Origin of the sequence: Rathayibacter sp. AY1E6 (assembly GCF_002931115.1) — a bacterium.
In the GTDB taxonomy this organism is placed as follows: Bacteria; Actinomycetota; Actinomycetes; order Actinomycetales; family Microbacteriaceae; genus Rathayibacter.
In genome coordinates, this window is sequence record NZ_PSVK01000008.1 from 86,875 (window position 1) to 109,939 (window position 23,065).

Consider the following 23,065-nt stretch of genomic DNA (forward strand, 5'->3'; position numbering starts at 1 on the left):
CGTCTGTCCGCGAACGGGTCCCGCTGGATGGAGAGGCTCAGGACGAGGACGGCCGAGAACGCGCGACGGAGCTCCTCGGTCGTGCGTCCCTGCCGCCGAGGAGTCCCCACCCGGGCAGGACCATCGAGGGCTCGGACCGTCGTCGCCTCGACGAGCAGAGCTCGGAGTGCTGGGCGGGGGGCGGACGCTGGCGTCAGACGGAGCGAAAGCGGCGGTCGTCCGATGGACTGATCCCGATTGCGGATCGTGGTGCCCCTGGAGGGACTCGAACCCCCAACCTGCTCCTTAGGACGGAGTCGCTCTTCCATTGAGCTACAGAGGCTGGCCGAGCCAGTGTACCCGCCGTGCCCCGCCCCCCGCGAAGCGACGACAGGGCCCCACCACAAGGCCAGCGAAGCACGCCACGGCCCTCGTCGCGGCGACTGCGCGGCACACCCCTCTTGACACGAAGGCCTACCGCCTCCATGGTTAGTTACAACACCAACTAACCACTCAACCCAGCACCGAAGGAGCCCGCGTGGACGACTCCCGCCCGCTCTTCCTGCAGATCGCCGAGCAGATCGAGAACGACATCATCGACGGCGCGCTGCCGGAGGAGTCGCAGGTCCCGTCGACCAACGAGTTCGCCGCGTTCCACCGCATCAATCCGGCCACCGCCGGCAAGGGCGTGAACCTGCTCGTCGACGACGGGGTGCTCTACAAGAAGAGGGGAATCGGCATGTTCGTCGCCGAGGGGGCGCGCGACCGGCTGGTCGAGAAGCGCCGCACGCAGTTCCGCGACCAGTTCGTCGCTCCGCTGCTCGCCGAGGCCGCCAAGCTCGGCCTCAGCACCGAGCAGCTCGCCGACATGATCACAGAAGGGGGATCGCGATGAGCGCGGTCATCGAGGTCCACGACCTCACCAAGCACTACGGACGCATGCGCGCCGTCGACGGCATCGGCTTCGCGCTGGAGGAGAACCGCATCCACGGCCTCCTCGGCCGCAACGGCGCGGGCAAGACGACGCTGATGTCGCTGCTCACCGGCCAGGAGTTCGCCAGTTCGGGCGAGATCCGCGTCTTCGGGCAGTCGCCTGTGGAGAACGCCGCCGTCCTCTCCCGCACCTGCTTCATCAAGGAGAGCCAGAAGTACCCGGACGACTTCAAGGTGAAGCACGTCCTGCGCAGCGCTCCCTGGTTCTTCGACGGCTGGGACGAGGCGTTCGCCCGCGAGCTCGTCGAGGACTTCCGCCTCCCGGTCGACCGCAAGATCAAGAAGCTCTCCCGCGGACAGCTCTCGGCGATCGGAGTGATCGTCGGTCTCGCCTCCCGCGCCCCGCTCACGTTCTTCGACGAGCCGTACCTGGGGCTGGACGCCGTCGCCCGGCAGCTGTTCTACGACCGCCTCCTCCAGGACTTCGCCGAGCACCCGCGCACGGTCGTCCTCTCCACCCACCTCATCGACGAGGTCAGCAGCCTGCTCGAGCACGTCCTCGTCATCGACCAGGGCCGCCTCGTCGTCGACAGTGACGCGGAGGAGCTGCGGGGTGCTGCGGCAACGGTCATCGGACCCCGGCAGGCCGTCGAGTCGTTCACCGCCGGCCGCGAGGTCATCGCCCGCTCCGCTCTCGGCAGCCGCGCCTCTGCCACGCTCCCCCGCCTCGACGACGCCGGCCGCGCCTCCGCCGCCCGCCACGGGCTCGAGCTCGAGTCCGTCCCCCTCCAGCAGCTCGTCGTCCAGCTCACCACCGGGAAGGCCTCGGAATGACCGCCCTCACCGCCGCCCACACGCGCCACGACACCGCCGTCGGCCGCCTCGGCAGCATCGTCCGCCTGCACTTCGCGAACCCCGCCACCATCCTCTACACGCCGCTGATCATCACGGCCGTCATCCTGGCGGGCAACCTGGTCGTCTGGTGGCTGATCCTGCGCGGGCTCGACTCCGGCGAGCGCCTCGAGGCGCAGGAGGGGATGACCTACTCCGGCGCGTCCTTCTTCCTCTTCGTCTACATGATGGTCGTGGCCGTCCAGTCGGTGAACGTCACCTTCGGCCTCGCCCTCGGCTACGGCGCCACCCGCCGCGACTTCTCCCTCGGCACGGCCCTCACCTTCGTCGCCCTCTCGGTCTTCTACACCGGCGTCTTCGTGGTCCTTGGGATCGTGGAGCGGGCGACCGACGGCTGGGGCTTCGGCGGCAGCTTCTTCCGCTCGATCTACTTCGGCGGGGACTCCGTGGGCGAGCAGGCTGTCGCGGTGCTCTGCGCCCTGCTCTTCTTCTTCTTCATCGGAGCGGCGACGGCGGCGGTCTACGTGCGCTGGCGCCAGCGCGGGATGCTGCTCTTCTTCGGGATCCTCGGCGCCCTCCTGCTGGCCGTGATCGCCCTCCTCACGCTCACCGAGAACTGGCCCGCCGTCGGCTCCTTCTTCGGCAGCGTCGGATACGCGGGCGGCTACGCCCTCTCGCTCATCCCGACCGCGATCGCCGGAGTCGCGGGCTGGGCGATCCTCCGCCGCGCCACCCCGCGCAGCAGCTGACACCACCGCCACCGATCCGAGAGGACCGACCATGACCGCCCCCGCCCGCCGCTCCGCCTCCTCGCGGAGGATCCTCTCCGTTCTGAGGCTCCACCTCGCCCACCCCGGGACGGTCCTCGGCTGGCCGCTGCTCGTCCTGCTCGCCGTCCTCGCCGGCAACCTCGTGATCTGGTGGCTCGTCCTCCGCGGGATCGGGGCCGAGCGGGGCGGCGGCGACTCGGGCATCCTGCTCGTGGGGCCGGGGATGCTGATCGTCGTCTTCCTCTTCATCGGCTCCATCCAGGCCACGACCGCCACCTTCGGGCTGGCGCTGAGCTACGGAGCGACCCGGCGCGACCACGTCCTCGGCAGCGCCCTCGCCTTCGCGGCACTGTCCGTGCTCTGGTCCGCGATCGTCGTGGCCCTCGGGGCGATCGAGGAGGCGACCGGGGGCTGGTGGCTGGGCGGCGCGCTCTTCCTCGCCTCTCCCCTCGACGGCCCGTGGCTCGAGCGCTTCGTCGTCCTGCTCTGCTCGCTCCTCACCGCCTTCGCCCTCGGCGGAGCAGCGGGCGCGGTCTTCCTCCGCTGGCGGGAGCGCGGAGTGACGGCCTTCCTCCTCGTCCTCGGAGCGGCGGCACTCGCGGTGGTCGTCGTCGTCGCTCTCGCCGGCGGCCGGCCGGTCGTGGTGGACGTCCTCGAGAGCGCGGGCACCGCCGGAGCCGCCGCTCTGCTCCTCGTCCCCGCCGCGCTCCTGACGGCGGTCGGCTCGCTGGTCCTCCGCCGGGCGACGCCGCGCGGCTGACCCCCTCCGGAACCGGGCCTGCAAGGCCCTTCCGCCCCGGGCGTCCGGATGCCAACGTGGGCACATGGCCGACTCCCCCGCTCCGTCCCTCCTGCCCGTCCCCGAGCACAGCTGGATCGCGCGACCCGCCGACGCCGAGCTGACCCAGGACACTCTCGACTCGGTCGACGCCTGGTGGCGCGCCGCGAACTACCTCGCGGTCGGACAGATCTACCTGCTCGCGAACCCGCTCCTGAAGACCCCGCTGAGCCGCGAGGACATCAAGCCCCGCCTGCTCGGCCACTGGGGCACCACCCCCGGCCTCAACCTGATCTACGCGCACCTGAACCGCGCGATCCGCGAGCGCCGCCAGCCGACCCTCTACATCACCGGTCCCGGCCACGGCGGACCGGGCATGGTCGCCAACGCCTACCTCGACGGCACCTACAGCGAGATCTACTCCCACATCGACGAGTCGGAGGAGGGGCTGCGCCGCCTCTTCCGCCAGTTCAGCTTCCCCGGGGGCATCCCCAGCCACGCCGCCCCCGAGACTCCGGGCAGCATCCACGAGGGCGGAGAGCTCGGCTACGCGCTGAGCCACGCGTACGGAGCGGCCTTCGACAACCCGGACCTCCTGGTCGCGGCGGTCGTCGGCGACGGCGAGGCCGAGACCGGCCCGCTCGCCACCAGCTGGCACTCCAACAAGTTCGTGAACCCGCTCACCGACGGCGTCGTCCTGCCGATCCTGCACCTCAACGGTTGGAAGATCGCGAACCCGACCGTCCTCGCCCGCATCCCGCAGGAGGAGCTCGACAGCCTCCTCCGCGGGTACGGCCACGAGCCGTTCCTCGTCGAGGGCGGCTTCGACGGCGAGGACCCGATGCGCGTGCACGAGCGGTTCGCCGACGTCCTGGACACGGTGCTCGACCGCATCGCGGCGATCAAGGAGCGCGCCGCCGCCGGCGACCTCTCACGCCCGGCCTGGCCGATGATCGTACTGAAGACCCCGAAGGGCTGGACCTGTCCGACCGAGATCGACGGCGTCCAGGTGGAGGGCACCTACCGCTCGCACCAGGTCCCGCTGCCCAACGCGCGCGACACGGAGGCGCACACCCGCCTCCTCGAGGACTGGCTCCGCTCCTACCGCCCCGAGGAGCTCTTCACAGAGGACGGCGGCGTGGCCGACCGCGTCCGCTCGCTGGCTCCCGAGGGCGAGCTGCGGATGAGCGCGACCCCGCACGCGAACGGCGGGCTGCTGCGGCAGACCCTCGACCTGCCCGACTTCCGCCGCTACGAGGTCGTCGTGGAGCAGCCGGGTGGCACCGTCGCGGAGGCGACGAAGGTGCTCGGCGAATGGCTCGCCGACGTCATCCGCGCCAACCCGACCAACTTCCGCCTCTTCGGGCCGGACGAGGTCGCGAGCAACCGGCTGCAGTCCGTCTACGCCGCCACCGACAAGCAGTGGGACGCCGAGCTCAGCCCCCTCGACGACCACCTGGCTCGCGCCGGGCGGGTCATGGAGGTGCTCTCGGAGCACCAGTGCCAGGGCTGGCTGGAGGGCTACCTGCTCACCGGCCGCCACGGGCTCTTCACCTGCTACGAGGCGTTCATCCACATCATCGACTCGATGTTCAACCAGCACGCGAAGTGGCTGGACGGCACCCGCGACATCGAGTGGCGCCGCCCGATCGCGAGCCTCAACTACCTGCTCTCGAGCCACGTCTGGCGCCAGGACCACAACGGCTTCAGCCACCAGGACCCCGGCTTCATCGACCACGTCGTCAACAAGAAGCCCGAGGTCGTGCGCGTCTACCTGCCCTTCGACGCGAACACGCTCCTCTCGACCTACGCCCACTGCCTCCGGAGCGTCGACTACGTCAACGTGGTCGTCGCCGGGAAGCAGCCCTCGCCCCAGTGGCTCACGATGGCGGAGGCGGTCGCCCACTGCACGCGCGGACTCGGCATCCTGGAGTGGGCGAGCAGCGAGCGGCAGGGCGAGTCCCCGGACGTCGTGCTCGCCTGCGCGGGCGACGTGCCGACCCTCGAGACCCTCGCGGCGGTGAGCATCCTCCGCGAGAAGCTGCCGGACCTCGCGATCCGCACGGTCAACGTGGTCGATCTGATGCGCCTGATGTCGGAGTCGGAGCACCCGCACGGCCTCTCCGACCGCGAGTTCGATGCGGTCTTCACCCCCGACCGCCCGATCGTGTTCGCGTACCACGGCTATCCGTGGCTGATCCACCGCCTGACCTACAAGCGGACCGGCCACGGCAACCTGCACGTGCGCGGGTACAAGGAGAACGGCACCACCACCACTCCGTTCGACATGGTGATGCTCAACGACCTCGACCGCTACTCGCTGGTGATCGACGTCATCGACCGGACCCCCGGCCTCGGCGCCCGCGCCGCCGGTCTCCGCCAGGAGATGCAGGACGCCCGCATCCGCGCCCGCGCCTACACCCGCGAGCACGGCGAGGACATCCCCGAGGTCGCGAACTGGACCTGGGCCGGCGAGCGCTCCGGCAACGCCAGCGCCAACACCGGCAACGACAACGAGTAACGCTGGGCCGCACCCGACGCCCCTCTCCTGACGGGTCGCGGTCGTGTCGCTGGCAAGGCGGAGGAGGAAGCGATACCGGCGGTATCGCGCCCGACGACAACGCCGCCAGCGGCGCGACCGCGGCCCGTCAGGCGCTGGCAAGGCGGAGGAGGAAGCGATACCGGCGATCGCGCCCGACGACAACGCCGCCAGCGACACGACCGCGGCCCGTCAGGCTGCGGGAGCCAGGTAGTCGTCCCAGTCGGGCTGCGTCCGCTCCGCGCCGCGCACGAGCCAGGAGCCGGCGCGCGGCATCCGGGGGACGGTGCGCAGACGCCATCCCATCTCGTGCGGGGTGCGGTCGCTCTTGACGTTGTTGCAGCGCTGGCAGCAGGCGACGAGGTTCTCCCACGTGTCCCGGCCCCCGCGCGACTTGGGCTGGATGTGGTCGATCGTCGCCGCGTGCTGACCGCAGTAGCCGCAGCGGTGGTTGTCCCGGCGGAGCACGCCCCGGCGCGACACCGGCACGCTCCGGCCGCTCGGGATGCGCACGTAGCGTGTCAGCACGATCACCGAGGGCCGCACGTGGTCGCCGTGCGCGCTGTGCACCGGATTGCCCTCGTCCGCGGCGATGACGGTCGCCTTCTCCGTCATCAGCAGGACCAGGGCCCGCTTGAACGACACCACCGCGAGCGGCTCGTAGCCGGCGTTGAGAACCAGAGTGCGCATCAGTGACCTCCGTGCTGTCGCACGCCGTCACGCGAAAGCGCCGCGACCACGAGCAAGGGCGCCGTCGTGATGACGGCGCCCTGCGAGGCCGCGGCGGAGTGCCGCGCGATGACGTGGAGTCGTATCCGCGTGTCGGAGGAGTGCACCGCCGCGGTGAGGACCCGCGCGCGTATCGAATCGGCCGGCCGCACGCGCGAGCGCAGCCCCACGCTGTGGCGCCCGCTCCGCTCGGCCATCCCGGCACTCCGTCCCTCGACGAATCGATCCGCTCGCCACGCGAGCGGACTGGGGTTCAGGTTAACCCTTCACGCCCGGAACACCAGGGGTCGGTCCGGATTCGTCACGCGGCGTTCACATGGCGGGACGACGAGAGCCCGCCCCCTCCAGGAGGGGACGGGCTCTCGAGCGGATCGACCGGGTCAGCCGTTGATGCGCACGATCCGGTAGTCGGAGGTCCACAGCGGCTGCACGCGGACGCTCGCGCCCTCGTAGGGTGCGTGCAGGATGTTGCCGTTGCCCGCGTAGAAGCCGTCGTGGCCGTCCATGATGACGAGGTCGCCGGGCTGCGCGTCGGCGAGCGAGACGGGGGTGCCCATGGCGCCCTGGCCCGCAGCCGAGTGCGGCATCGAGATGCCGTACTGGGCGAAGACGTACATCACGAAGCCGGAGCAGTCGAAGCCGCTCGGGTCGGCTCCACCGAAGACGTAGGGCACGCCCTGGTACTGCATCGCCGTATCGAACACCGCCGAGAGGCTGTAGCTGGTGGTCGGGGCGGCGGCCGCGATCTCGCTGGCCGAGGCGCCGGAGTAGGAGTTGAACTCCTCGGCGGTCTCGGCGCGCGCCTCCTCGACGTCGCTCGTGTCGACGACGGGCTCGGCCACCACGACGGGCTCGGGCTCCGGTGCGGGCGGCGGGGGCGCCGCCTCGGCCGAGAAGCCGTCGCGGGCGATCGCGGCCTGCACCACTCCGCCGTCGACGGCGACGGTCTGCGCGGAGCCCTGGCGGAGGAGGTCGGCTCGCGACGCCGCGAACAGGCCGTCGTCCTGGCTGCCCGGAGTGAAGGCGTAGGCGGGGAGCGCCATGGTCGCGACCAGCGCGCCGGCGAAGCCGACCATCGCGACCTTGCCGACGACACGGCCCCGGCGCTTGCGCGGGGTCCCGGCCGGCGACGGCACGAAGTCGGTGATGTCCGCGCGGCGGGCAGGAGCTGCGGGAACGGCGCGACGGGAGACGGGTGCGTCCCCGTGGATCCGGGCGCGGATGACCGGGGGCCGGTTCTCGAAGGTCGCGTCGCCGGAGCGGTCGGGGTGGTTGGAGCGGAACCGGTCGGGTGAGCCGGCGTCCTCGTTCGGGGTGAGGGGGTTCTGGGGCAAGGGGGAGATCCTCCGACGTCCCCTCAGCCCAGGCAGCTGTCCCGTCTCATGCACGAAGCATCGGTGTGCACAGGATCCGAGACGGGTGTGGGGGCGTCGGATCCCGCGCCCTGGGACCGAGGCTCGGCCGCAGGGCTCCACAGAGCGTAAGCGACCGTTACCGATTTGTCACCTTCTCGGCGGAAAGAGACCGCTCTCCCGTTCGCCTCCGGTCACCGGATGCGCTAGGGGCCCGTACGGGCCACTCCCAGGGAGGCGGGGTCAGACGACGAGGAAGATGTGCGCCGCGACCTCGTTGGGCAGCTCGATGCCCGCCTCGGCTCCGTCGATGCGCGCGAGCACGTAGCCGTTGAGGGCCGAGAACTCGCCCTCGGCACCGGGCACGACCCCGGCCTGCTTGAGCTGGAGGAGGAGCTCCGGATCGACCTGCGCCGGCTCGCCGAGGCGACGGACGACGCCGCGGCGGGGCTCGCTCGACCCGGCGACGAAGCGCGGCAGGCTGATGACGCCGTCGGCGAAGCGGGAGGCGGGGGTGTCGCCGAGCTCGTCCAGGCCCGGGATCGGGTTGCCGTAGGGCGACTCCGTCGGGTGGTCGAGCATCTCGAGGAGACGGCGCTCGACCTGCTCGCTCATCACGTGCTCCCAGCGGCAGGCCTCCTCGTGCACGAACTCCCAGTCGAGCTTGATGACGTCGTGGAGGAGCCGCTCGGCGAGGCGGTGCTTGCGCATGACGTGGATCGCCTTGCGGCGGCCGTCGGAGGTGAGCTCGAGGTGGCGGTCGCCCGAGACGACGACGAGGCCGTCGCGCTCCATGCGACCGACGGTCTGCGACACGGTCGGCCCGGAGTGGCTGAGCCGCTCCGAGATGCGCGCGCGCAGCGGGATGATGTTCTCCTCCTCGAGCTCGAGGATGGTGCGCAGGTACATCTCGGTGGTGTCGATCAGATCCGTCATCTCAGCCTTCCCGTCTCGGCGCGCTCCACCCTAGTGGTCGCCTCGACGCAGCATCGGCGCTGCGGCGCGACGCAGGCCTCCGTCGCTCGGAGGAGGGGTGCGGGCCGGGAACCCTAGTATTAACGCATGCCGGACCTCACCATTCCTCGCGAGCTGCTCCCCCACGACGGACGGTTCGGCTGCGGCCCGTCCAAGGTGCGGCACGACCAGCTCGCCCACCTCGCGACGCAGGGCGCGCACCTCCTCGGGACCTCGCACCGCCAGGCGCCCGTCAAGGACCTCGTCGGGCGCGTGCGCGAGCACCTCGCCACGCTGTTCCGCATCCCCGACGGCTACGAGGTCCTGCTGGGCAACGGCGGCTCGACCGCCTTCTGGGACGCCGCCGCCTTCTCCCTCATCGAGCGCCGCGCCGAGAACCTCACGTTCGGCGAGTTCGGCCAGAAGTTCGCGGCCGCCGCCTCCGCGCCGTTCCTCGAGCCGGCCCACGTCGTCTCCGCCCCGGCGGGGTCCCGAAGCGAGGTCGAGATCGTCGAGGGGATCGACGTGTACGCGTGGCCCCACAACGAGACGAGCACCGGAGTGATGGCCCCGGTCCGCCGGGTCCGCGGCGACGAGGGCGCGCTCACCGTCATCGACGCCACCAGCGCGGCGGGCGGCATCGACGTCGACATCGCCGAGGCCGACGTCTACTACTTCGCCCCGCAGAAGAACTTCGCCTCCGACGGCGGACTCTGGTTCGGCCTCTTCTCCCCCGCCGCGATCGAGCGGATCGAGCGCATCGCGGCGAGCGGCCGCTACATCCCCGAGTTCCTCAGCCTCAAGAACGCCGTCGACAACTCGCGCCTGAACCAGACGCTGAACACTCCGGCGCTCTCGACCCTCCTGCTGATGGAGTCGCAGCTCGAGTGGATGAACGCCTCGGGCGGCCTGGCCTGGGCGTCTGCGCGCACGGCCGAGTCCTCCTCCGCGATCTACGACTGGGCCGAGGCCTCGAGCCTCGCCACCCCGTTCGTCGAGGTGCCCGAGCACCGCTCCCAGGTCGTCGCGACCGTCGACTTCGACGCCTCCGTCGATGCCGCTCTCGTCGCGAGGATCCTCCGCGCGAACGGGATCGTCGACACGGAGCCGTACCGCAAGCTCGGCCGCAACCAGCTGCGCGTGGCGACGTTCGTCGCGATCGAGCCGGACGACGTCCGCTCGCTGCTCGGCTGCATCGACCACGTCCTCGAGCGCCTGGCGGTCTGAGGCACGCCATGCGGCTGTGGCTGCGCGAGGAGGAGCGGCGGCCCGCGCCGCCGCCCTACGCGAGCGACGACGCGACGGCTCTGCTGGTCGGGTGCGTCGTCTGGGCGGTCGCGCTCGTGGCCGTGCTCGTGGCGACGGCCGTCGGAGCCGTCATCGAGCCGGTCGTCCTGTCGACCGTCGTGATCGGACTGGTCCTCGGCACGATCGGGCTGTTCTACAGCCGCAACCGCCGCTAGACCGCGTCGGTCTCCATCCGGAGTCCGGTGCCGTCGGCCTCGGGCTCGAGACGGACGCGCAGGCCGGTGAACTCGCCGAGGCGCTCGACATGGGTGCCGCCGCACGCGATCGCGGCGTCCCCCGCGGGGAGGGTGCAGCGCCATGTCCGCCGCGTGCTGAGGAGGTCGTCATCGCGCTCGATGCGCACTTCCGCGTCCGAGGCGATCCACTCGGCGAGGAGGGCGTTCACCCGCTCCTGCACCTCGAGGATCTCCGCCAGCAGGCGGGCGGTGTCCATCCCGCTGCGTCGGAGGGACTTGCCGAGGCGGTAGACGTCGGTGGAGCCGGACTCGCGGATCCGCGAGGTCTGGATCGCCGCCTGGTCGAAGTCCGGGTTCCCGAGAGCGTCGGTGCGCGCCGGCTTCGACCAGAACGAGGCCAGAGCGGCGTTCAGGGCGAGGGAGGCGAGGTGGCAGGCGGTGTGCCCGCGGGAGAGCTCGTGCCGGTGCTCCTGCTCGACCTCGACGCCGACCTCGTCGTCCACGTGGAGTGAGGAGGCGTCGTCGACGATGTGGACGACGACGAAGCTCCACTCCGGAGTGCCGAGCCGCGCCGGGAGCCGCTCGCCGACGTGCAGCTCGCCGCCCTGCCACGCCCCGATGCGGCAGTCGATGAGGGGATGCCGCTCCCCCGCCACGACCAGCGCGCCGCGGTCGGGCCCCTGGTCGGGCCAGGTCGAGTCGACGGGGTGAGCGGCGGTCGCATCGAGGACGACCGCCCAGCGGCCGTCCTCCAGCCGGCCCACGTGCTGCACGCGCCCGGAGGAGCGCACGGCGCCGTCGGGATAGGCGATGCGGGTGTCGGAGTCGATGCTCATCGGGCGGCGCCGGACCGGATCAGCGGCGACGTCGACGGCGACGGGTGGTCGGGGCGGGAGCGGGTTCGGGCTCGACGTCGTCGGAGTCCTCGTCGTCCGAGTCGTCGTCCGGGTCGTCGGAGTCGTCCTCGTCCGAGTCCTCGTCGTCCGAGTCGTCGCCGTCGGAATCGTCGTCCGAGTCGTCGTCGTCGTCGACCGGATCGTCGTCGTCGTCCGAGTCGTCCTCGTCCTCGTCGGAGTCGTCGTCCGACTCGTCGTCGAGGTCGTCTTCCTCGGCGTCCTCGAGCTCGTCGCCGTCCTCGACCTCCTCGCCGAGCGCGTCCTGCGCGGTCTGGTAGTCGGCGAGACGCACGGACCACGGCACCCAGTCCGGAGCGAGGACCGCGCCCTCGCCCGGCAGCAGCTCGACCTCCAGGACGTTCACGTCCTCGGTCTCGTCGATCCGGGACAGCGTCGCCGTCCACAGCCAACCCGGGTACCCGCGCATGAGGTTCGCGAACTGCAGCGACACGACGTGCTCGCCCTGCGCCAGAGTCGTGACCAGCTCGCCGATCGTCCCCTCGGGGGCGATCTCGGCGAGCGCGGCGCGCGCGACATCGAGAGACCCGGCAAGCACGGCGTCCGCCTCGTAGACGGGCTCGGGAGCCTCGTCCGCGGCGGCCTCGTCCGCCTCCCCCGTGGAAGCGTCGTCGTCGGCTGACGTCGCGTCCGCCGCCGGTGCGCCATCGGCCTCGGAAGGTTCGTCCATGACGAGGGCGGAATCCTCAGCAGAAGTCGCATCCTCAGCAGGAGCCGAGTCGTCAGCAGGAGCCAGGTCCTGAGCAGGAGCCGAGTCCTCAGGTGTTCCCGCGTCGTCAGCAGGAGTCGAGTTGTCAGCAGTGGCCGCGTTCTCAGCAGGAGCCGGCACTGCAGCAGAAGCCGTGCCCGAGCCGGAGACTCCCGCCTCCGCGGCGACGTCGTCGGCCGGAGGAGTCTCCTCCGCAGAGGCGGAGTCCTCGCCAGAAGCCTCGGTCACCGGGAGGGCCGCGTCGCTCTCACCCTCGCCGGAGGGAGCCTCGTCGACAGGAGCCGCCTGGTCAGCGTCGGTCTCCTCGTCGGCTCCGCGCGCGTCCTCAGCGGAGGAGTCAGAATCGGCGGGAGTCGCGTCAGGCTCGGCGCCGGAGTCGCCCTCTCCCGAGGACTGCTCCACGCGAGCGTCCTCCGGGGTCGGAGCGGCGACGGTCTCCTCGACCGGGCCCTGCTCGTCGGTCGTGCCGTCGGCGTCAGGCATCCAGCTCGTCCGCAACCCGGCGCAGGAGCGCCGCGATCGTGCGCCCGTGCGCCTTGTCGGGGTAGCGGCCGCGCTTGAGCCCCGCGCCGATCCCGTCGAGCAGCTTGACCGTGTCCTCCACGATCACGGACATGTCGTCCGCGGACTTCCGGTTGAGCTTCACCAGGCTCGGCGGGGCGTCGAGGACGCGCGCCGAGAGCGCCTGCGCCCCGCGCTTGCCGTCGGCGATGCCGAACTCGAGTCGGGTGCCGGCCTTGACCGCGGTCCCGGAGGGCAGCGCGGAAGCGTGCAGGAAGACCTCCTGGCCGTCATCAGTGCTGATGAAGCCGAAGCCCTTCTCCTCGTCGTAGAACTTGACCTTGCCGGTAGGCATGCAGACCCCTCCTGGAAATGAAGCAGCCATCAGTTTAGTCGACCGGGGCCGCCCTATCCTTGACGGGTGAAGCCACAGGAGCCGGCGGGCGTCGGACGCGCGGAGCGCACGCTCGCCTACATGTTCATCGCGATCATCGTCGTGACGGTCCTCGCGTTCCTCGCGATCCTGGTCGCCCCCGCGCTCGGGATCCGCGAGTACGCCGGCCCGTTCTGGCAGTTCGTCTTCGCCGTGCCGCTGGTGGGCCTGCCCATCGCGTTCCTCATGATGATCGCGATGCTCATCGTGGGGGTCCGGCGCCGCCGCGCGCAGTCCTGATCGGACGCGCTCTCCTCCTGCCGCACCGCCTCCGATCCGGCGTTCCCCGCCGCCGAGCCGGCACCGAGCGCCCGGACAACCGACTCCCAGACTCCGTACAGCCGACGGCCAGATACTGTCCTGCATGGACGGACCCCGCATTCTCATCGTCGACGACGAGCCCAACATCAGAGACCTGCTCACCACGAGCCTCCGCTTCGCCGGCTTCGCCGTGCGTGCGGTCGGCAACGGGGCCCAGGCGATCTCGGCGGTCCTCGAGGAGGAGCCGGACCTGATCATCCTCGACGTGATGCTCCCGGACATGAACGGATTCGGCGTGACCAAGCGCCTCCGCTCGGCCGGGTACACCTCCCCCATCCTCTTCCTCACGGCGAAGGACGACACCGAGGACAAGATCACGGGCCTCACCGTCGGCGGTGACGACTACGTCACGAAGCCGTTCAGCCTCGACGAGATCGTCGCGCGCATCAAGGCGATCCTCCGCCGCACCATGCACGCCGAGGAGGACGCCGTCATCCGGGCCGGCGAGCTGACGATGGACCAGGACACGCACGAGGTCCTCGTCGGCGACGAGCCGGTGGAGCTCAGCCCCACCGAGTTCAAGCTGCTCCGCTACCTGATGCTCAACCCGAACCGGGTGCTCAGCAAGGCGCAGATCCTCGACCACGTCTGGGAGTACGACTTCAACGGCGATGCGGGCATCGTCGAGTCCTACATCTCGTACCTGCGACGTAAGCTCGACACGCATTCGGAGGAATCGCTCATCCAGACCAAGCGAGGATTCGGATACATGCTGAAGGTCGCGAAGGCCTAGCCTCCGCCACCTCGGCGCCACCTCCCGCCGGAGGCGCGGCGCCCGCCGATCCCGAGGGAGTTCCACCGCCATGCACCAGGGTCTGGCCGAGCGGTGGAACTCCATCTCGTTGCGCACCAAGATCACCGCGGTCACGGTCCTCCTGCTCACGCTGGGACTCCTCGTCTCCGGGATCGGGACGATGACGATGCTGAAGCCGCAGCTCGTCGCCCAGCTCGACGCGCAGCTGGCCGACCAGGTCCAGCGGACGGCGAGCGACCTCTCCGTCAACGACCTCGCCGCGATCGACGAGTCCAAGGCCGACTTCGGCGCCGTCTACGACCAGTACGGCACGCTCGACAACACGAACGCGTCCGGCGCGGCCGACCCCGCCTTCCCGCAGACCTTCACCCTCGAGCAGGCGCTGCAGGGCGGCGACAAGCCGATGGAGATCTGGAGCTCCAACGGCAAGGTCGAGTACCACGTCATGTCGACGGTGTTCACGAGGGGCACCGAGTACCAGACGCTCCTGCTCGCGGTGTCGACCCGCAGCGTCGACGTCATCATGACGACGTACCTCACGATCTTCCTCGGCTTCGGAGTCGCGATCGTCGTGATCGGCGCACTCCTCACCCGCCTGCTGGTCACCACCACCTTCGCCCCGCTGCGCGAGGTCGAGCAGACCGCCGCCGCCATCGCCGACGGCGACTTCAGCCAGCGCCTGGACGGCACGACACCCAACACCGAGGTCGGACGCCTCAACCGCTCCCTGAACGCGATGCTCGGGCGGATCGACTCCGCCTTCCGCGACCGCGCCCGCACGATCGACCAGATGCGCCGCTTCGTCGGCGACGCCAGCCACGAGCTGCGCACCCCGCTGGTCTCCGTCCGCGGCTACGCCGAGCTGTACCGGATGGGCGCTCTGCAGACGCCCGAGGCCGTCGGCCAGGCGATGGAGCGCATCGAGAAGGAGGCGATCCGGATGGGCGGCCTGGTCGAGGACCTCCTCGAGCTCGCCCGCCTCGACGAGACGAAGCCTCTCGCACTCGCGCCCGTCGATCTGATGCCGCTCGCCCGCGACGCCGCGATGGACGCGATGGCCTCCTGGCCCGACCGCGACTTCGGCGTCGAGACCCGCGACGACACCCCCGTGGAGACGCCCGCGCTCGAGCCCGACGAGGCCGGCGCCTCCGCCACTCAGACCATGGAGCTGACGAACCCCGGGCTCACCGGCCCGATCGCCGCGGCAGGAGCGAGGCTCGCCCGATTCCGCCGGCGTCCGCGCCGGGTCAACGCCGAGGAGATCGCCGCCGGCACCGCCACCGCCCCCGAGGAGCCGGGCGTGCCCGCGATGGTGATGGCGGAGGAGAACAAGATCCGCCAGGTCCTGACGAACCTGATCGGCAACGCCGTCCGCTACACGCCCGAGGACACTCCGATCGAGATCGGCGTCGCCGTCGACCGCTCCCGCCGCCTCGCCCTGCTGGAGGTCATCGACCACGGCGAGGGCATCCCGCCGCAGATCCGCGAGAAGATCTTCCAGCGCTTCTGGCGCGCGGACACGTCGCGGACCCGCGAGACCGGCGGCAGCGGCCTCGGACTGGCGATCGTGTCCTCGATCGTCGCCGCGCACAAGGGCCGCGTGGACGTCGTCGAGACGCCGGGCGGAGGCGCGACCTTCCGCGTCGCGCTGCCGCTGCTCACGGTCGGCCAGAACGGCGAGACCTCCCCCGCCTCGGTCTGATCCGCACCGCGGTCCGTCCTTCCTCGGGGGCCCCTTCGGTCCGAGCTCTCCCGTCGACGTCCGCGAGCGGCACAGATCGATCCGCCCGAGCGACCGTGACCTCGCCCACCCGGCCCGCACGGCCGCGCACGGCCGCGCACGGCTCATTCTCTCCTCTTGGGGACCAACGGGCGGCGAGCCCGCCCGGACCGCTGGAGATGACACCCGACGCTCGACGGATGCCGCGTCGCCGGCTCTTGCAGAGTCGCCGTCCGCATCCGTTCGGCCGACGACATCTCCGCCCCGACCCCGTACGTCGCGACCCGCACCGGCGCACCCCACGCGCTTCTGGTGCCGGTGTCCGCTGAGGAGACCGAGGCGGCGCGGAGTGCGGTGCCACCGCAGGAGGACCGCCGTTGTGGTCGCGGAGCGGATTCAGAACCACCTGCCGGTTCGGTCGCCTGCTGCTCGCTCAGATGCCTCCGGAAACGCCGAAGGCGGCTCCCCCGGAGGGGAACCGCCTTCTGCGTGGTGGGGGGACGGACTAGAAGTCCATGCCTCCGGTGGGGTCGCCGCCCGCGGCGACCGGGTTCTTCTCGGGCTTGTCGGCGACGACGGCCTCCGTGGTGAGGAAGAGACCGGCGATCGACGCCGCGTTCTGCAGAGCGGAGCGCGTGACCTTGACCGGGTCGATGATGCCCGCGGCGATGAGGTCGACGTACTCGCCGGTCGCGGCGTTGAGGCCGTGTCCGGTGGGCAGCTCGCGGACCTTCGCAGCGACGACGCCGGGCTCCATGCCCGCGTTGAGGGCGATCTGCTTGAGCGGGGCGTCGATGGCGACCTTGACGATGTTCGCGCCGGTCGCCTCGTCTCCGACGAGCTCGAGCTTCTCGAAGGCGAGCTTGCCGGCCTGAATGAGGGCGACGCCACCACCGGCGACGATGCCCTCCTCGACGGCGGCCTTCGCGTTGCGGACGGCGTCCTCGATGCGGTGCTTGCGCTCCTTGAGCTCGACCTCGGTCGCCGCTCCGGCCTTGATGACCGCGACGCCGCCGGCGAGCTTCGCGAGGCGCTCCTGGAGCTTCTCGCGGTCGTAGTCGCTGTCGGTGTTCTCGATCTCGCCGCGGATCTGGGCGACGCGGCCGGCGATGGCCTCGGCGTCGCCGGCACCCTCGACGATCGTGGTCTCGTCCTTGGTGATGACGACCTTGCGGGCCGAGCCGAGCAGGTCGAGGGTGACGTTCTCGAGCTTGAGGCCGACCTCCTCGGAGATGACCTGGCCGCCGGTGAGGATCGCGATGTCCTGGAGCTGCGCCTTGCGACGGTCGCCGAAGCCGGGGGCCTTGACGGCGACCGACTTGAAGATGCCGCGGATCTTGTTGACGACCAGGGTCGCCAGCGCCTCGCCGTCGACGTCCTCGGCGATGATCAGCAGCTGCTTGCCCGCCTGGATCACCTTGTCGACGACCGGGAGCAGGTCCTTGATGTTCGAGACCTTGGAGTTGACGATGAGGATGTAGGGGTCCTCGAACACCGCCTCCTGGCGGTCGGGGTCGGTCACGAAGTACTGCGACAGGTAGCCCTTGTCGAAGCGCATGCCCTCGGTGAGCTCGAGCTCGGTGCCGAAGGTGTTCGACTCCTCGACGGTGACGACGCCCTCCTTGCCGACCTTGTCGATCGCCTCGGCGATGATCGCGCCGATCTCGGGGTCCGCGGCGGAGATGGAGGCGGTCGCCGCGATCTCCTCCTTGGTCTCGATCGCCTTCGCGCCGGCGATGAGCTCGGCGGTGACGGCCTTGACGGCCTTCTCGATGCCCTTCTTGAGGCTGATCGGGTCGGCGCCGGCCGCGACGTTGCGCAGGCCCTCGCGGACGAGAGCCTGAGCGAGGACGGTCGCGGTGGTGGTTCCGTCGCCGGCGACGTCGTCCGTCTTCTTGGCGACCTCCTTGACGAGCTCGGCGCCGATCTTCTCGTACGGCTCGTCGAGCTCGATCTCCTTGGCGATGGAAACGCCGTCGTTCGTGATGGTGGGAGCGCCCCACTTCTTCTCGAGGACGACGTTGCGGCCGCGCGGGCCGAGGGTCACCTTGACCGCGTCGGCCAGAGTGTTGAGTCCACGCTCGAGGCCGCGGCGGGCTTCTTCGTCAAAAGCAATGATCTTGGCCATGTGTGTTTCTCGTCCCTCCCGGACGTCGTGAAATGTCTGTGCTGGCACTCGACCGGAGCGAGTGCCAAGGTCGATTCTGGCACTCGCGGTGGACGAGTGCAAGCGACCGGCACGCGGTCCGACACGAAGGAGCCGCCGCCCGCACGAGGCGGACGACGGCTCCTGGGAGGCTCGGCGGTCAGGCCGGGCGGACCGATTCGGCCTGGGGGCCCTTCGACCCCGTGCCGACCTCGAACGCGACCTGCTGCCCCTCCTCGAGGACCTTGTACCCCGACATGTCGATCGCGGAGTAGTGGACGAAGACGTCCTGTCCGCCGCCGTCGACCGTGATGAAGCCGTAGCCCTTCTCAGCGTTGAACCACTTGACGGTTCCGTTCGCCATCTCTGTACTCCCCAGTGCTGTGATGCCCGCGGCACGAGCGATGTGCTGGTGCCTGGTCAGGAATACTAATCCGGCTGTCGGCCCCGGGAGGGGCTGGAAAGGGCCTCGCGGGGAAGAGTTGCCCGGGATTCAACACGGAGGAAACGTGCCCGTAACAGAGGGCCCCGATCAGCCCTGCTCGGAGGCGTAATCGGCCCCCAGGACCACGACGACGGAGCCCGTCTCGACGAAGTCCTGCGAGAGCAGGACGGTCCCCGTTCCGAGCGAGTCGACGAGACCGAGGGCCGCTCCCTCGAGCGCTGGGTCGGTGTAGTAGACGGTCGTGGCGGCGATGTCCTCGGTGTTCGCGTTCGCGACGGTCGGGACGCTCCATCCGGCCGTCGTCAGGGCGTCGCCGGCGCTGGCGGCGAGTCCGACGGTGGCGGTGCCGTTGAGGACGGCGACGGCGAGATCGGGATCGAGCGTCGCGGCTGCGGTCGGGGTCGCCTCCGCGGTCGCGGTCGGCGGAGTGAAGACGTCCGTGAACTGCACCCGGTCGTCGATGACCAGCAGCCCGATGAAGCCGAGCAGGACGATGACTCCGGTGGCGAGGGCGGCCCAGGCGAGGGCGACGGCGCGGGCGTGAGGGGCCGGCGGCCGGCGGTGGGCGCCGACGCGCGCCTCCGTCGCCGGGACCTCGTCGAAGCGGTCTCTCGGGTGCGTGTTCGACATCGGGGGTACGGCCGGCCTTCCGTTGGTGGACTCGAGCAGCTCGTCTACTCGAGGCGCCCGAGGCGTCGCGAGGCGCGGGCGCCGGCGCGCTGGTCGCGGATGCGCTGCAGCCGCGTGACGAGCATCGGGTCGTGCGCGAGGGCGGCCGGAGAGGCGAGCACCGCGCTGAGCACCTGATAGTAGCGGGCGGCCGACAGTCCGAACTGGGAGCGGATCGCGTCGTCCTTGTCCCCGGAGCGGGCCGTCCACTCGCGCTCGAAGGCGAGCACTCGCAGCTCGCGCTCGGACAGACCGATGCCCGGCCTCGGGTCCGTCGTCCTGCTCATCCCTCCAGGGTAGGCAGGCCCACGGCCGCCGCCGGGGAGGCGCTCCGAACGGCTCGTGACCGTGTCGCGGCATGGAGGCGGGGAGTCTCCTCCACAGCCCGCGGAGGCGGAATGGAGCCGTCGCCCCGGGGGTTGGACCAGGTGGAGGGGCGCGACCGCCCCCGTACACTGACGAGGATTCCGAGGGAGACCCATGTCGTCGTATTCCGTGAACAAGTCCGACGCCGAGTGGCGCGAGGAGCTCGACCGCGACCAGTACGCGGTCCTGCGCGAAGCGGCCACCGAGCGCCCGTGGACCGGCGAGCTGCTCGACGAGCACCGCTCCGGCCTCTACACCTGTGCCGCCTGCAGCGCCGAGCTCTTCAAGAGCGGCACCAAGTTCGACTCCGGCTGCGGCTGGCCGAGCTTCTACGAGTCCGTGAACCCGGACGCGGTCCAGCTGATCGAGGACAGCACCCTCGGCATGGTCCGCACCGAGGTCCGCTGCGCGAACTGCGGATCCCACCTGGGACACGTCTTCCCCGACGGCTTCGGCACGCCCACCGGCGACCGCTACTGCATGAACTCGATCGCCCTGAACTTCCAGGCCGAGGGCGAGTGACCGTGTCCTCCTCCCCCGTGCTCGAGGCCGTCCTCGCGCGCCGATCGCGCTCGAAGGTGACGCCGGAGGCTCCGGGGCACGACGAGATCGCGGCGTTCGTCTCGGCGGCGTCGCGTCTCGCCGATCACAGCTCGCTGCGCCCGTGGCGGGTCATCGAGATCCGCGGCGCCGCCCGCGACCGGGTCGGCCGCAGCTTCGCGGTCGCCTCGGGGGCGAAGAAGGACCCGCGGAAGTACATCGAGAAGACGCACCGCGCCTCCCTGCTGCTGGCCGTCGTGGTCAGCGTCAAGAAGTCGAAGGTGCCGGCCTGGGAGCAGGAGGCCGTCGCCTCGGGCGTCGCCCACCTCCTGAGCCTGCTGCTCGACGAGGCGGGCTGGGGTGTCTTCTGGCGCACCGGCTCCTACACGCGCGACAAGGCCGTGCGGAAGGCGCATCGCCTCGAGAAGGGCGAGGAGCTGCTCGGCTGGCTCTACGTCGGCCGTCCCGACGGGAAGATCGGCGGCCCCAAGCGTCCCGCTCCCGCAGAGCGGCACCTCAGCATCCTCGAACCGTGAGACGCGGCGGGCCCCGATCCGGGCGGATCCGGGGCCCGCGATAGGGTGGCCGGGCGCGCGAGCGCACCTGCCGACGTGGCGCAATTGGTAGCGCACCCGACTTGTAATCGGGCGGTTACGGGTTCAAGTCCCGTCGTCGGCTCAGGAGAGAAGAAGGCCCCGACCGCTGTGTGCGGTCGGGGCCTTCTGCATGCGCGGGGCTCCTGCGCGTCCGGGGCTCAGCCCGCGGCGGCCGGAGTGGGCTCGGAGGAGGCCGGAGCCTCGGTGGAGACCGGGGCGTCGCTGGGAGCGGGGGTCTCGGTCGACGCGGGCGTCTCGGTCGACGCGGGGGCCTCGGTCGAGGCGGGCGTGTCACTCGGCGCCGGGGTCTCGGAGGAGGTGGGCGCGGGAGTCGCCGACGAGTAGGAGTCGGCGGCGGCCGAGAGCACGAAGGAGCTGAAGGCGTCCGGGTCGGTCAGCGAGCCCGAGTACGCCTCGCCGTTGACCAGGACGGTCGGGGTGCCCGTGACAGCGGGCACGTCCGTGCCGGGCAGCGGACCCGAGGTGGCGCGCTCGGTCGCGGCGCGGACCCAGCTCACGAAGCTCTGGTCGTCGATGCAGGTGTTCACGGCCGCCGTGTCCTCGACGCCCGCCTGCGAGGCGTAGTCCTTCAACTGGTCGTCCGAGAGTCCGTCTGTCCCCTCCGCCGGCTGGTTGGCGAACAGCAGGGAGTTGAAGTCGAAGAAGGAGTCGGGCGAGCGGTCCGCGACGCACGCGGCGGCGTTGGCCGAGCGCTCCGAGTACTTGGTTCCGTTGGAGCGGGTCGTGAGGATGGCGATCGGGTGGATCTCGACCGTCGCGGCACCGCTGGTCACCCACTCCTTGATCTGGTCGCCGTTGGTCTTCTCGAACTGGCCGCAGTAGGGGCAGAGGTAGTCGAGGTAGACCCGGATGTCGACCGTGCCGGCCGAGGTGTCGAGCGCGCTGGGGGTGGGCGTCCCGTCGGCGGCGACGGCACCGCTCGTCTGCGCGACCATGTTCTCGCCGATGACGACACCGTCGCTCGCCATGTTCGCCGGGCCCGGGCCCGCGGGGCGGATGCTCGAGGTGACGGCGAAGACCACGATCACGACGACCGCGATCACGACGGCGGCGAGCCCGCCCTGCAGGGCGAAGCGGCTCACGCGGTCGCGGCGCTTCTGCTGCTCGCGCAGGCGGCGCGCCTTCTCTCGGGCGGCCTCTCGTCGCTGGTTCTTCGAGAGACGGTCGTTGGCTCCGCCGGTGGTCATGACAAGAACGCTCCGAATGAGAGAGGGGGAAGAAGGGGGTCGCCGGGCGCGACTCGCCGGAATCCTACGCGCGAGCCCTGGGAAACCTCCAAACGACGGATACGCGGTGCCCGACCGACGACTGTCGGCCCCGTGGCATACTGTGACGGTTGGTCGGAGTCGCCCACGCGATGATGACCATCACTTCCATTCACTCGGATCGTCCGGCACGTACCTGCCGGTGAAGGAGCAAGAACAATGGCGTCCGTAACTTTCGACCACGCGTCCCGCGTCTACCCCGGGGCCACTCGTGCCTCCGTCGACAAGCTCAACCTCGAGGTGGGCGACGGCGAGTTCCTCGTCCTCGTCGGCCCCTCCGGCTGCGGCAAGTCCACCTCCCTGCGCATGCTCGCCGGCCTCGAGGAGGTCAACGAGGGCCGCATCCTCATCGGCGACCGCAACGTCACGGACGTTCCGCCGAAGGACCGCGACATCGCGATGGTCTTCCAGAACTACGCGCTGTACCCGCACATGTCGGTCGCCGAGAACATGGGCTTCGCGCTCAAGATCGCCGGCGTCAACAAGGACGAGCGCGCCGCGCGGGTCCTCGAGGCCGCGAAGATGCTCGACCTCGAGCCCTACCTGAATCGCAAGCCGAAGGCGCTCTCCGGTGGCCAGCGCCAGCGCGTCGCGATGGGCCGCGCCATCGTCCGCAAGCCCCAGGTCTTCCTCATGGACGAGCCGCTGTCGAACCTCGACGCCAAGCTCCGCGTGTCCACCCGCACCCAGATCGGCACGCTGCAGCGCCGCCTGGGCATCACCACGGTCTACGTCACCCACGACCAGACCGAGGCGCTCACCATGGGCGACCGCATCGCGGTCCTCAAGGACGGCCTCCTCCAGCAGGTCGGCTCGCCCCGCGACCTGTACGAGAACCCGAACAACGTCTTCGTGGCCGGCTTCATCGGCTCGCCCGCGATGAACCTGTTCCACGCGGACGTCACCGACGGCGGCGTCAAGTTCGGCGACACCGTCCTCCCGATCGCCCGCGAGGCGCTCGCGAAGACGAGCCAGAAGGTCGTCACGCTCGGCGTGCGACCCGAGGACGTCACCGTCTCGACCCAGCCCGGCGGACTGCCGATCGAGGTCGACCTCATCGAGGAGCTCGGCTCGGACGGCTACCTCTACGGCCACACCGAGGTCGAGGGCCGCCGCACCGACATCGTCGCGCGCGTCGACGGCCGCGTGCACCCGACCGCGGGCGACCGCGTGTACGTGACCGCGAACCACCGCGTGCACATCTTCGACGCGGAGTCGGGCGAGCGCCTCTCCTGAGCCTCCTCCTGCACCGCACGCTGCCGCCGTCCCCTCCAGGGCGGCGGCAGCGTCGTCTG

General features: G+C 70.7%; 24 protein-coding genes and 2 tRNA genes. 14 read left to right on the forward strand and 12 right to left on the reverse strand.

Going from position 1 to position 23,065, the window contains the following annotated elements; genetic code table 11:
- Positions 1-247 precede the first annotated feature (247 nt).
- Positions 248-322 (reverse strand) — tRNA-Arg (locus tag C5C46_RS09215).
- 195 nt (positions 323-517) lie between these two features.
- On the opposite strand from C5C46_RS09215, the gene C5C46_RS09220 reads away from it, so the two are divergent.
- The 5 genes from C5C46_RS09220 to C5C46_RS09240 all read left to right on the forward strand — a co-directional run bounded on the left by C5C46_RS09220 (position 518) and on the right by C5C46_RS09240 (position 5,833).
- Positions 518-874 (forward strand): GntR family transcriptional regulator, encoded by a 357-nt coding sequence (locus tag C5C46_RS09220; RefSeq protein ID WP_104224613.1) that lies wholly within the window; start codon positions 518-520, stop codon positions 872-874.
- A complete protein-coding gene (locus tag C5C46_RS09225; protein ID WP_104224612.1) occupies positions 871-1,746 on the forward strand; it encodes an ABC transporter ATP-binding protein in 876 nt (291 codons plus the stop codon). Before C5C46_RS09220 ends, C5C46_RS09225 begins: the two co-directional genes overlap by 4 nt.
- Positions 1,743-2,513, forward strand: a complete 771-nt coding sequence (locus tag C5C46_RS09230; RefSeq protein WP_104226472.1) for an ABC transporter permease — start codon at positions 1,743-1,745, stop codon at positions 2,511-2,513. Before C5C46_RS09225 ends, C5C46_RS09230 begins: the two co-directional genes overlap by 4 nt.
- Positions 2,514-2,544: 31 nt before the next feature.
- A complete protein-coding gene (locus tag C5C46_RS09235; RefSeq protein WP_104226473.1) occupies positions 2,545-3,294 on the forward strand; it encodes a hypothetical protein in 750 nt (249 codons plus the stop codon).
- A 64-nt stretch (positions 3,295-3,358) separates the two neighbouring features.
- A complete protein-coding gene (locus tag C5C46_RS09240) occupies positions 3,359-5,833 on the forward strand; it encodes a phosphoketolase (protein WP_104226474.1) in 2,475 nt (824 codons plus the stop codon).
- Between the two features lie 210 nt (positions 5,834-6,043).
- Here the strand turns inward: C5C46_RS09240 and C5C46_RS09245 are convergent, their stop codons facing one another.
- The 3 genes from C5C46_RS09245 to C5C46_RS09260 form a co-directional block, all read right to left on the reverse strand.
- Positions 6,044-6,541 (reverse strand): HNH endonuclease, encoded by a 498-nt coding sequence (locus C5C46_RS09245; RefSeq protein WP_104224608.1) that lies wholly within the window; start codon positions 6,539-6,541, stop codon positions 6,044-6,046.
- Positions 6,542-6,960: 419 nt separating this feature from the next.
- Positions 6,961-7,914: a C40 family peptidase gene (locus tag C5C46_RS16900; protein WP_258059415.1), complete on the reverse strand. Its 954-nt coding sequence runs from the start codon at positions 7,912-7,914 to the stop codon at positions 6,961-6,963.
- 261 nt (positions 7,915-8,175) lie between these two features.
- Positions 8,176-8,868 carry a metal-dependent transcriptional regulator gene (locus C5C46_RS09260; protein ID WP_104224606.1) on the reverse strand — a complete coding sequence of 231 codons (693 nt, stop codon included), beginning with the start codon at positions 8,866-8,868 and terminating at the stop codon, positions 8,176-8,178.
- Positions 8,869-8,994: 126 nt separating this feature from the next.
- Between C5C46_RS09260 and serC the strand changes: the two genes are divergently transcribed.
- Both serC and C5C46_RS09270 read left to right on the forward strand, forming a co-directional pair.
- Positions 8,995-10,113, forward strand: a complete 1,119-nt coding sequence (gene serC / locus C5C46_RS09265; protein ID WP_104226476.1) for a phosphoserine transaminase — start codon at positions 8,995-8,997, stop codon at positions 10,111-10,113.
- 8 nt (positions 10,114-10,121) lie between these two features.
- Positions 10,122-10,349 (forward strand): DUF2530 domain-containing protein, encoded by a 228-nt coding sequence (locus C5C46_RS09270; protein ID WP_104224604.1) that lies wholly within the window; start codon positions 10,122-10,124, stop codon positions 10,347-10,349.
- Here C5C46_RS09270 and C5C46_RS09275 read toward each other — a convergent pair.
- The 3 genes from C5C46_RS09275 to C5C46_RS09285 are packed head-to-tail and all read right to left on the reverse strand — an operon-like array spanning position 10,346 to position 12,849.
- Entirely contained in the window at positions 10,346-11,206 is an 861-nt protein-coding gene (locus C5C46_RS09275; protein WP_104226477.1) for a metal-dependent hydrolase, read from the reverse strand. The genes C5C46_RS09270 and C5C46_RS09275 overlap by 4 nt on opposite strands.
- 19 nt (positions 11,207-11,225) lie before the next feature.
- Positions 11,226-12,476 (reverse strand): DUF3027 domain-containing protein, encoded by a 1,251-nt coding sequence (locus C5C46_RS17245; RefSeq protein ID WP_258059416.1) that lies wholly within the window; start codon positions 12,474-12,476, stop codon positions 11,226-11,228.
- Positions 12,469-12,849 carry a cold-shock protein gene (locus C5C46_RS09285; RefSeq protein ID WP_104224602.1) on the reverse strand — a complete coding sequence of 127 codons (381 nt, stop codon included), beginning with the start codon at positions 12,847-12,849 and terminating at the stop codon, positions 12,469-12,471. The genes C5C46_RS17245 and C5C46_RS09285 overlap by 8 nt, the downstream gene beginning before the upstream one ends.
- A 66-nt stretch (positions 12,850-12,915) precedes the next feature.
- Between C5C46_RS09285 and C5C46_RS09290 the strand changes: the two genes are divergently transcribed.
- From C5C46_RS09290 to C5C46_RS09300, 3 genes are all read left to right on the forward strand, one after another.
- Positions 12,916-13,167 (forward strand): hypothetical protein, encoded by a 252-nt coding sequence (locus tag C5C46_RS09290; protein ID WP_244229474.1) that lies wholly within the window; start codon positions 12,916-12,918, stop codon positions 13,165-13,167.
- A 124-nt stretch (positions 13,168-13,291) separates the two neighbouring features.
- The gene (locus C5C46_RS09295; protein ID WP_055787731.1) at positions 13,292-13,981 is read left to right on the forward strand and encodes a response regulator transcription factor; all 690 of its coding nucleotides are present in this window, start codon (positions 13,292-13,294) and stop codon (positions 13,979-13,981) included.
- Between the two features lie 70 nt (positions 13,982-14,051).
- A complete protein-coding gene (locus C5C46_RS09300) occupies positions 14,052-15,704 on the forward strand; it encodes a HAMP domain-containing sensor histidine kinase (protein WP_104224601.1) in 1,653 nt (550 codons plus the stop codon).
- Positions 15,705-16,227: 523 nt separating this feature from the next.
- On the opposite strand, the gene groL is transcribed toward C5C46_RS09300, so the two are convergent.
- From groL to C5C46_RS09320, 4 genes are all read right to left on the reverse strand, one after another.
- Positions 16,228-17,850 (reverse strand): chaperonin GroEL, encoded by a 1,623-nt coding sequence (gene groL / locus C5C46_RS09305; RefSeq protein WP_104224600.1) that lies wholly within the window; start codon positions 17,848-17,850, stop codon positions 16,228-16,230.
- Positions 17,851-18,028: 178 nt separating this feature from the next.
- Positions 18,029-18,232 (reverse strand): cold-shock protein, encoded by a 204-nt coding sequence (locus C5C46_RS09310; protein WP_104224599.1) that lies wholly within the window; start codon positions 18,230-18,232, stop codon positions 18,029-18,031.
- 168 nt (positions 18,233-18,400) lie between these two features.
- Complete coding sequence (locus C5C46_RS09315) at positions 18,401-18,943, reverse strand: LytR C-terminal domain-containing protein (protein WP_104224598.1); 543 nt, start codon at positions 18,941-18,943, stop codon at positions 18,401-18,403.
- Positions 18,944-18,987: 44 nt separating this feature from the next.
- On the reverse strand, positions 18,988-19,269 hold the full coding sequence (locus tag C5C46_RS09320; protein ID WP_104226479.1) for a DUF3263 domain-containing protein: 282 nt from the start codon (positions 19,267-19,269) through the stop codon (positions 18,988-18,990).
- A 193-nt stretch (positions 19,270-19,462) separates the two neighbouring features.
- On the opposite strand from C5C46_RS09320, the gene msrB reads away from it, so the two are divergent.
- The 3 genes from msrB to C5C46_RS09335 all read left to right on the forward strand — a co-directional run bounded on the left by msrB (position 19,463) and on the right by C5C46_RS09335 (position 20,566).
- Positions 19,463-19,870 (forward strand): peptide-methionine (R)-S-oxide reductase MsrB, encoded by a 408-nt coding sequence (gene msrB / locus C5C46_RS09325; RefSeq protein ID WP_104224596.1) that lies wholly within the window; start codon positions 19,463-19,465, stop codon positions 19,868-19,870.
- Positions 19,867-20,424, forward strand: a complete 558-nt coding sequence (locus tag C5C46_RS09330; RefSeq protein WP_104226480.1) for a nitroreductase family protein — start codon at positions 19,867-19,869, stop codon at positions 20,422-20,424. Before msrB ends, C5C46_RS09330 begins: the two co-directional genes overlap by 4 nt.
- A gap of 69 nt (positions 20,425-20,493) precedes the next feature.
- Positions 20,494-20,566 (forward strand) — tRNA-Thr (locus C5C46_RS09335).
- A 76-nt stretch (positions 20,567-20,642) separates the two neighbouring features.
- Here C5C46_RS09335 and C5C46_RS09340 read toward each other — a convergent pair.
- Positions 20,643-21,692, reverse strand: a complete 1,050-nt coding sequence (locus C5C46_RS09340) for a thioredoxin domain-containing protein (RefSeq protein ID WP_104224594.1) — start codon at positions 21,690-21,692, stop codon at positions 20,643-20,645.
- Positions 21,693-21,929: 237 nt separating this feature from the next.
- On the opposite strand from C5C46_RS09340, the gene C5C46_RS09345 reads away from it, so the two are divergent.
- The gene (locus C5C46_RS09345; protein ID WP_104224593.1) at positions 21,930-23,006 is read left to right on the forward strand and encodes an ABC transporter ATP-binding protein; all 1,077 of its coding nucleotides are present in this window, start codon (positions 21,930-21,932) and stop codon (positions 23,004-23,006) included.
- Positions 23,007-23,065: the final 59 nt, after the last annotated feature.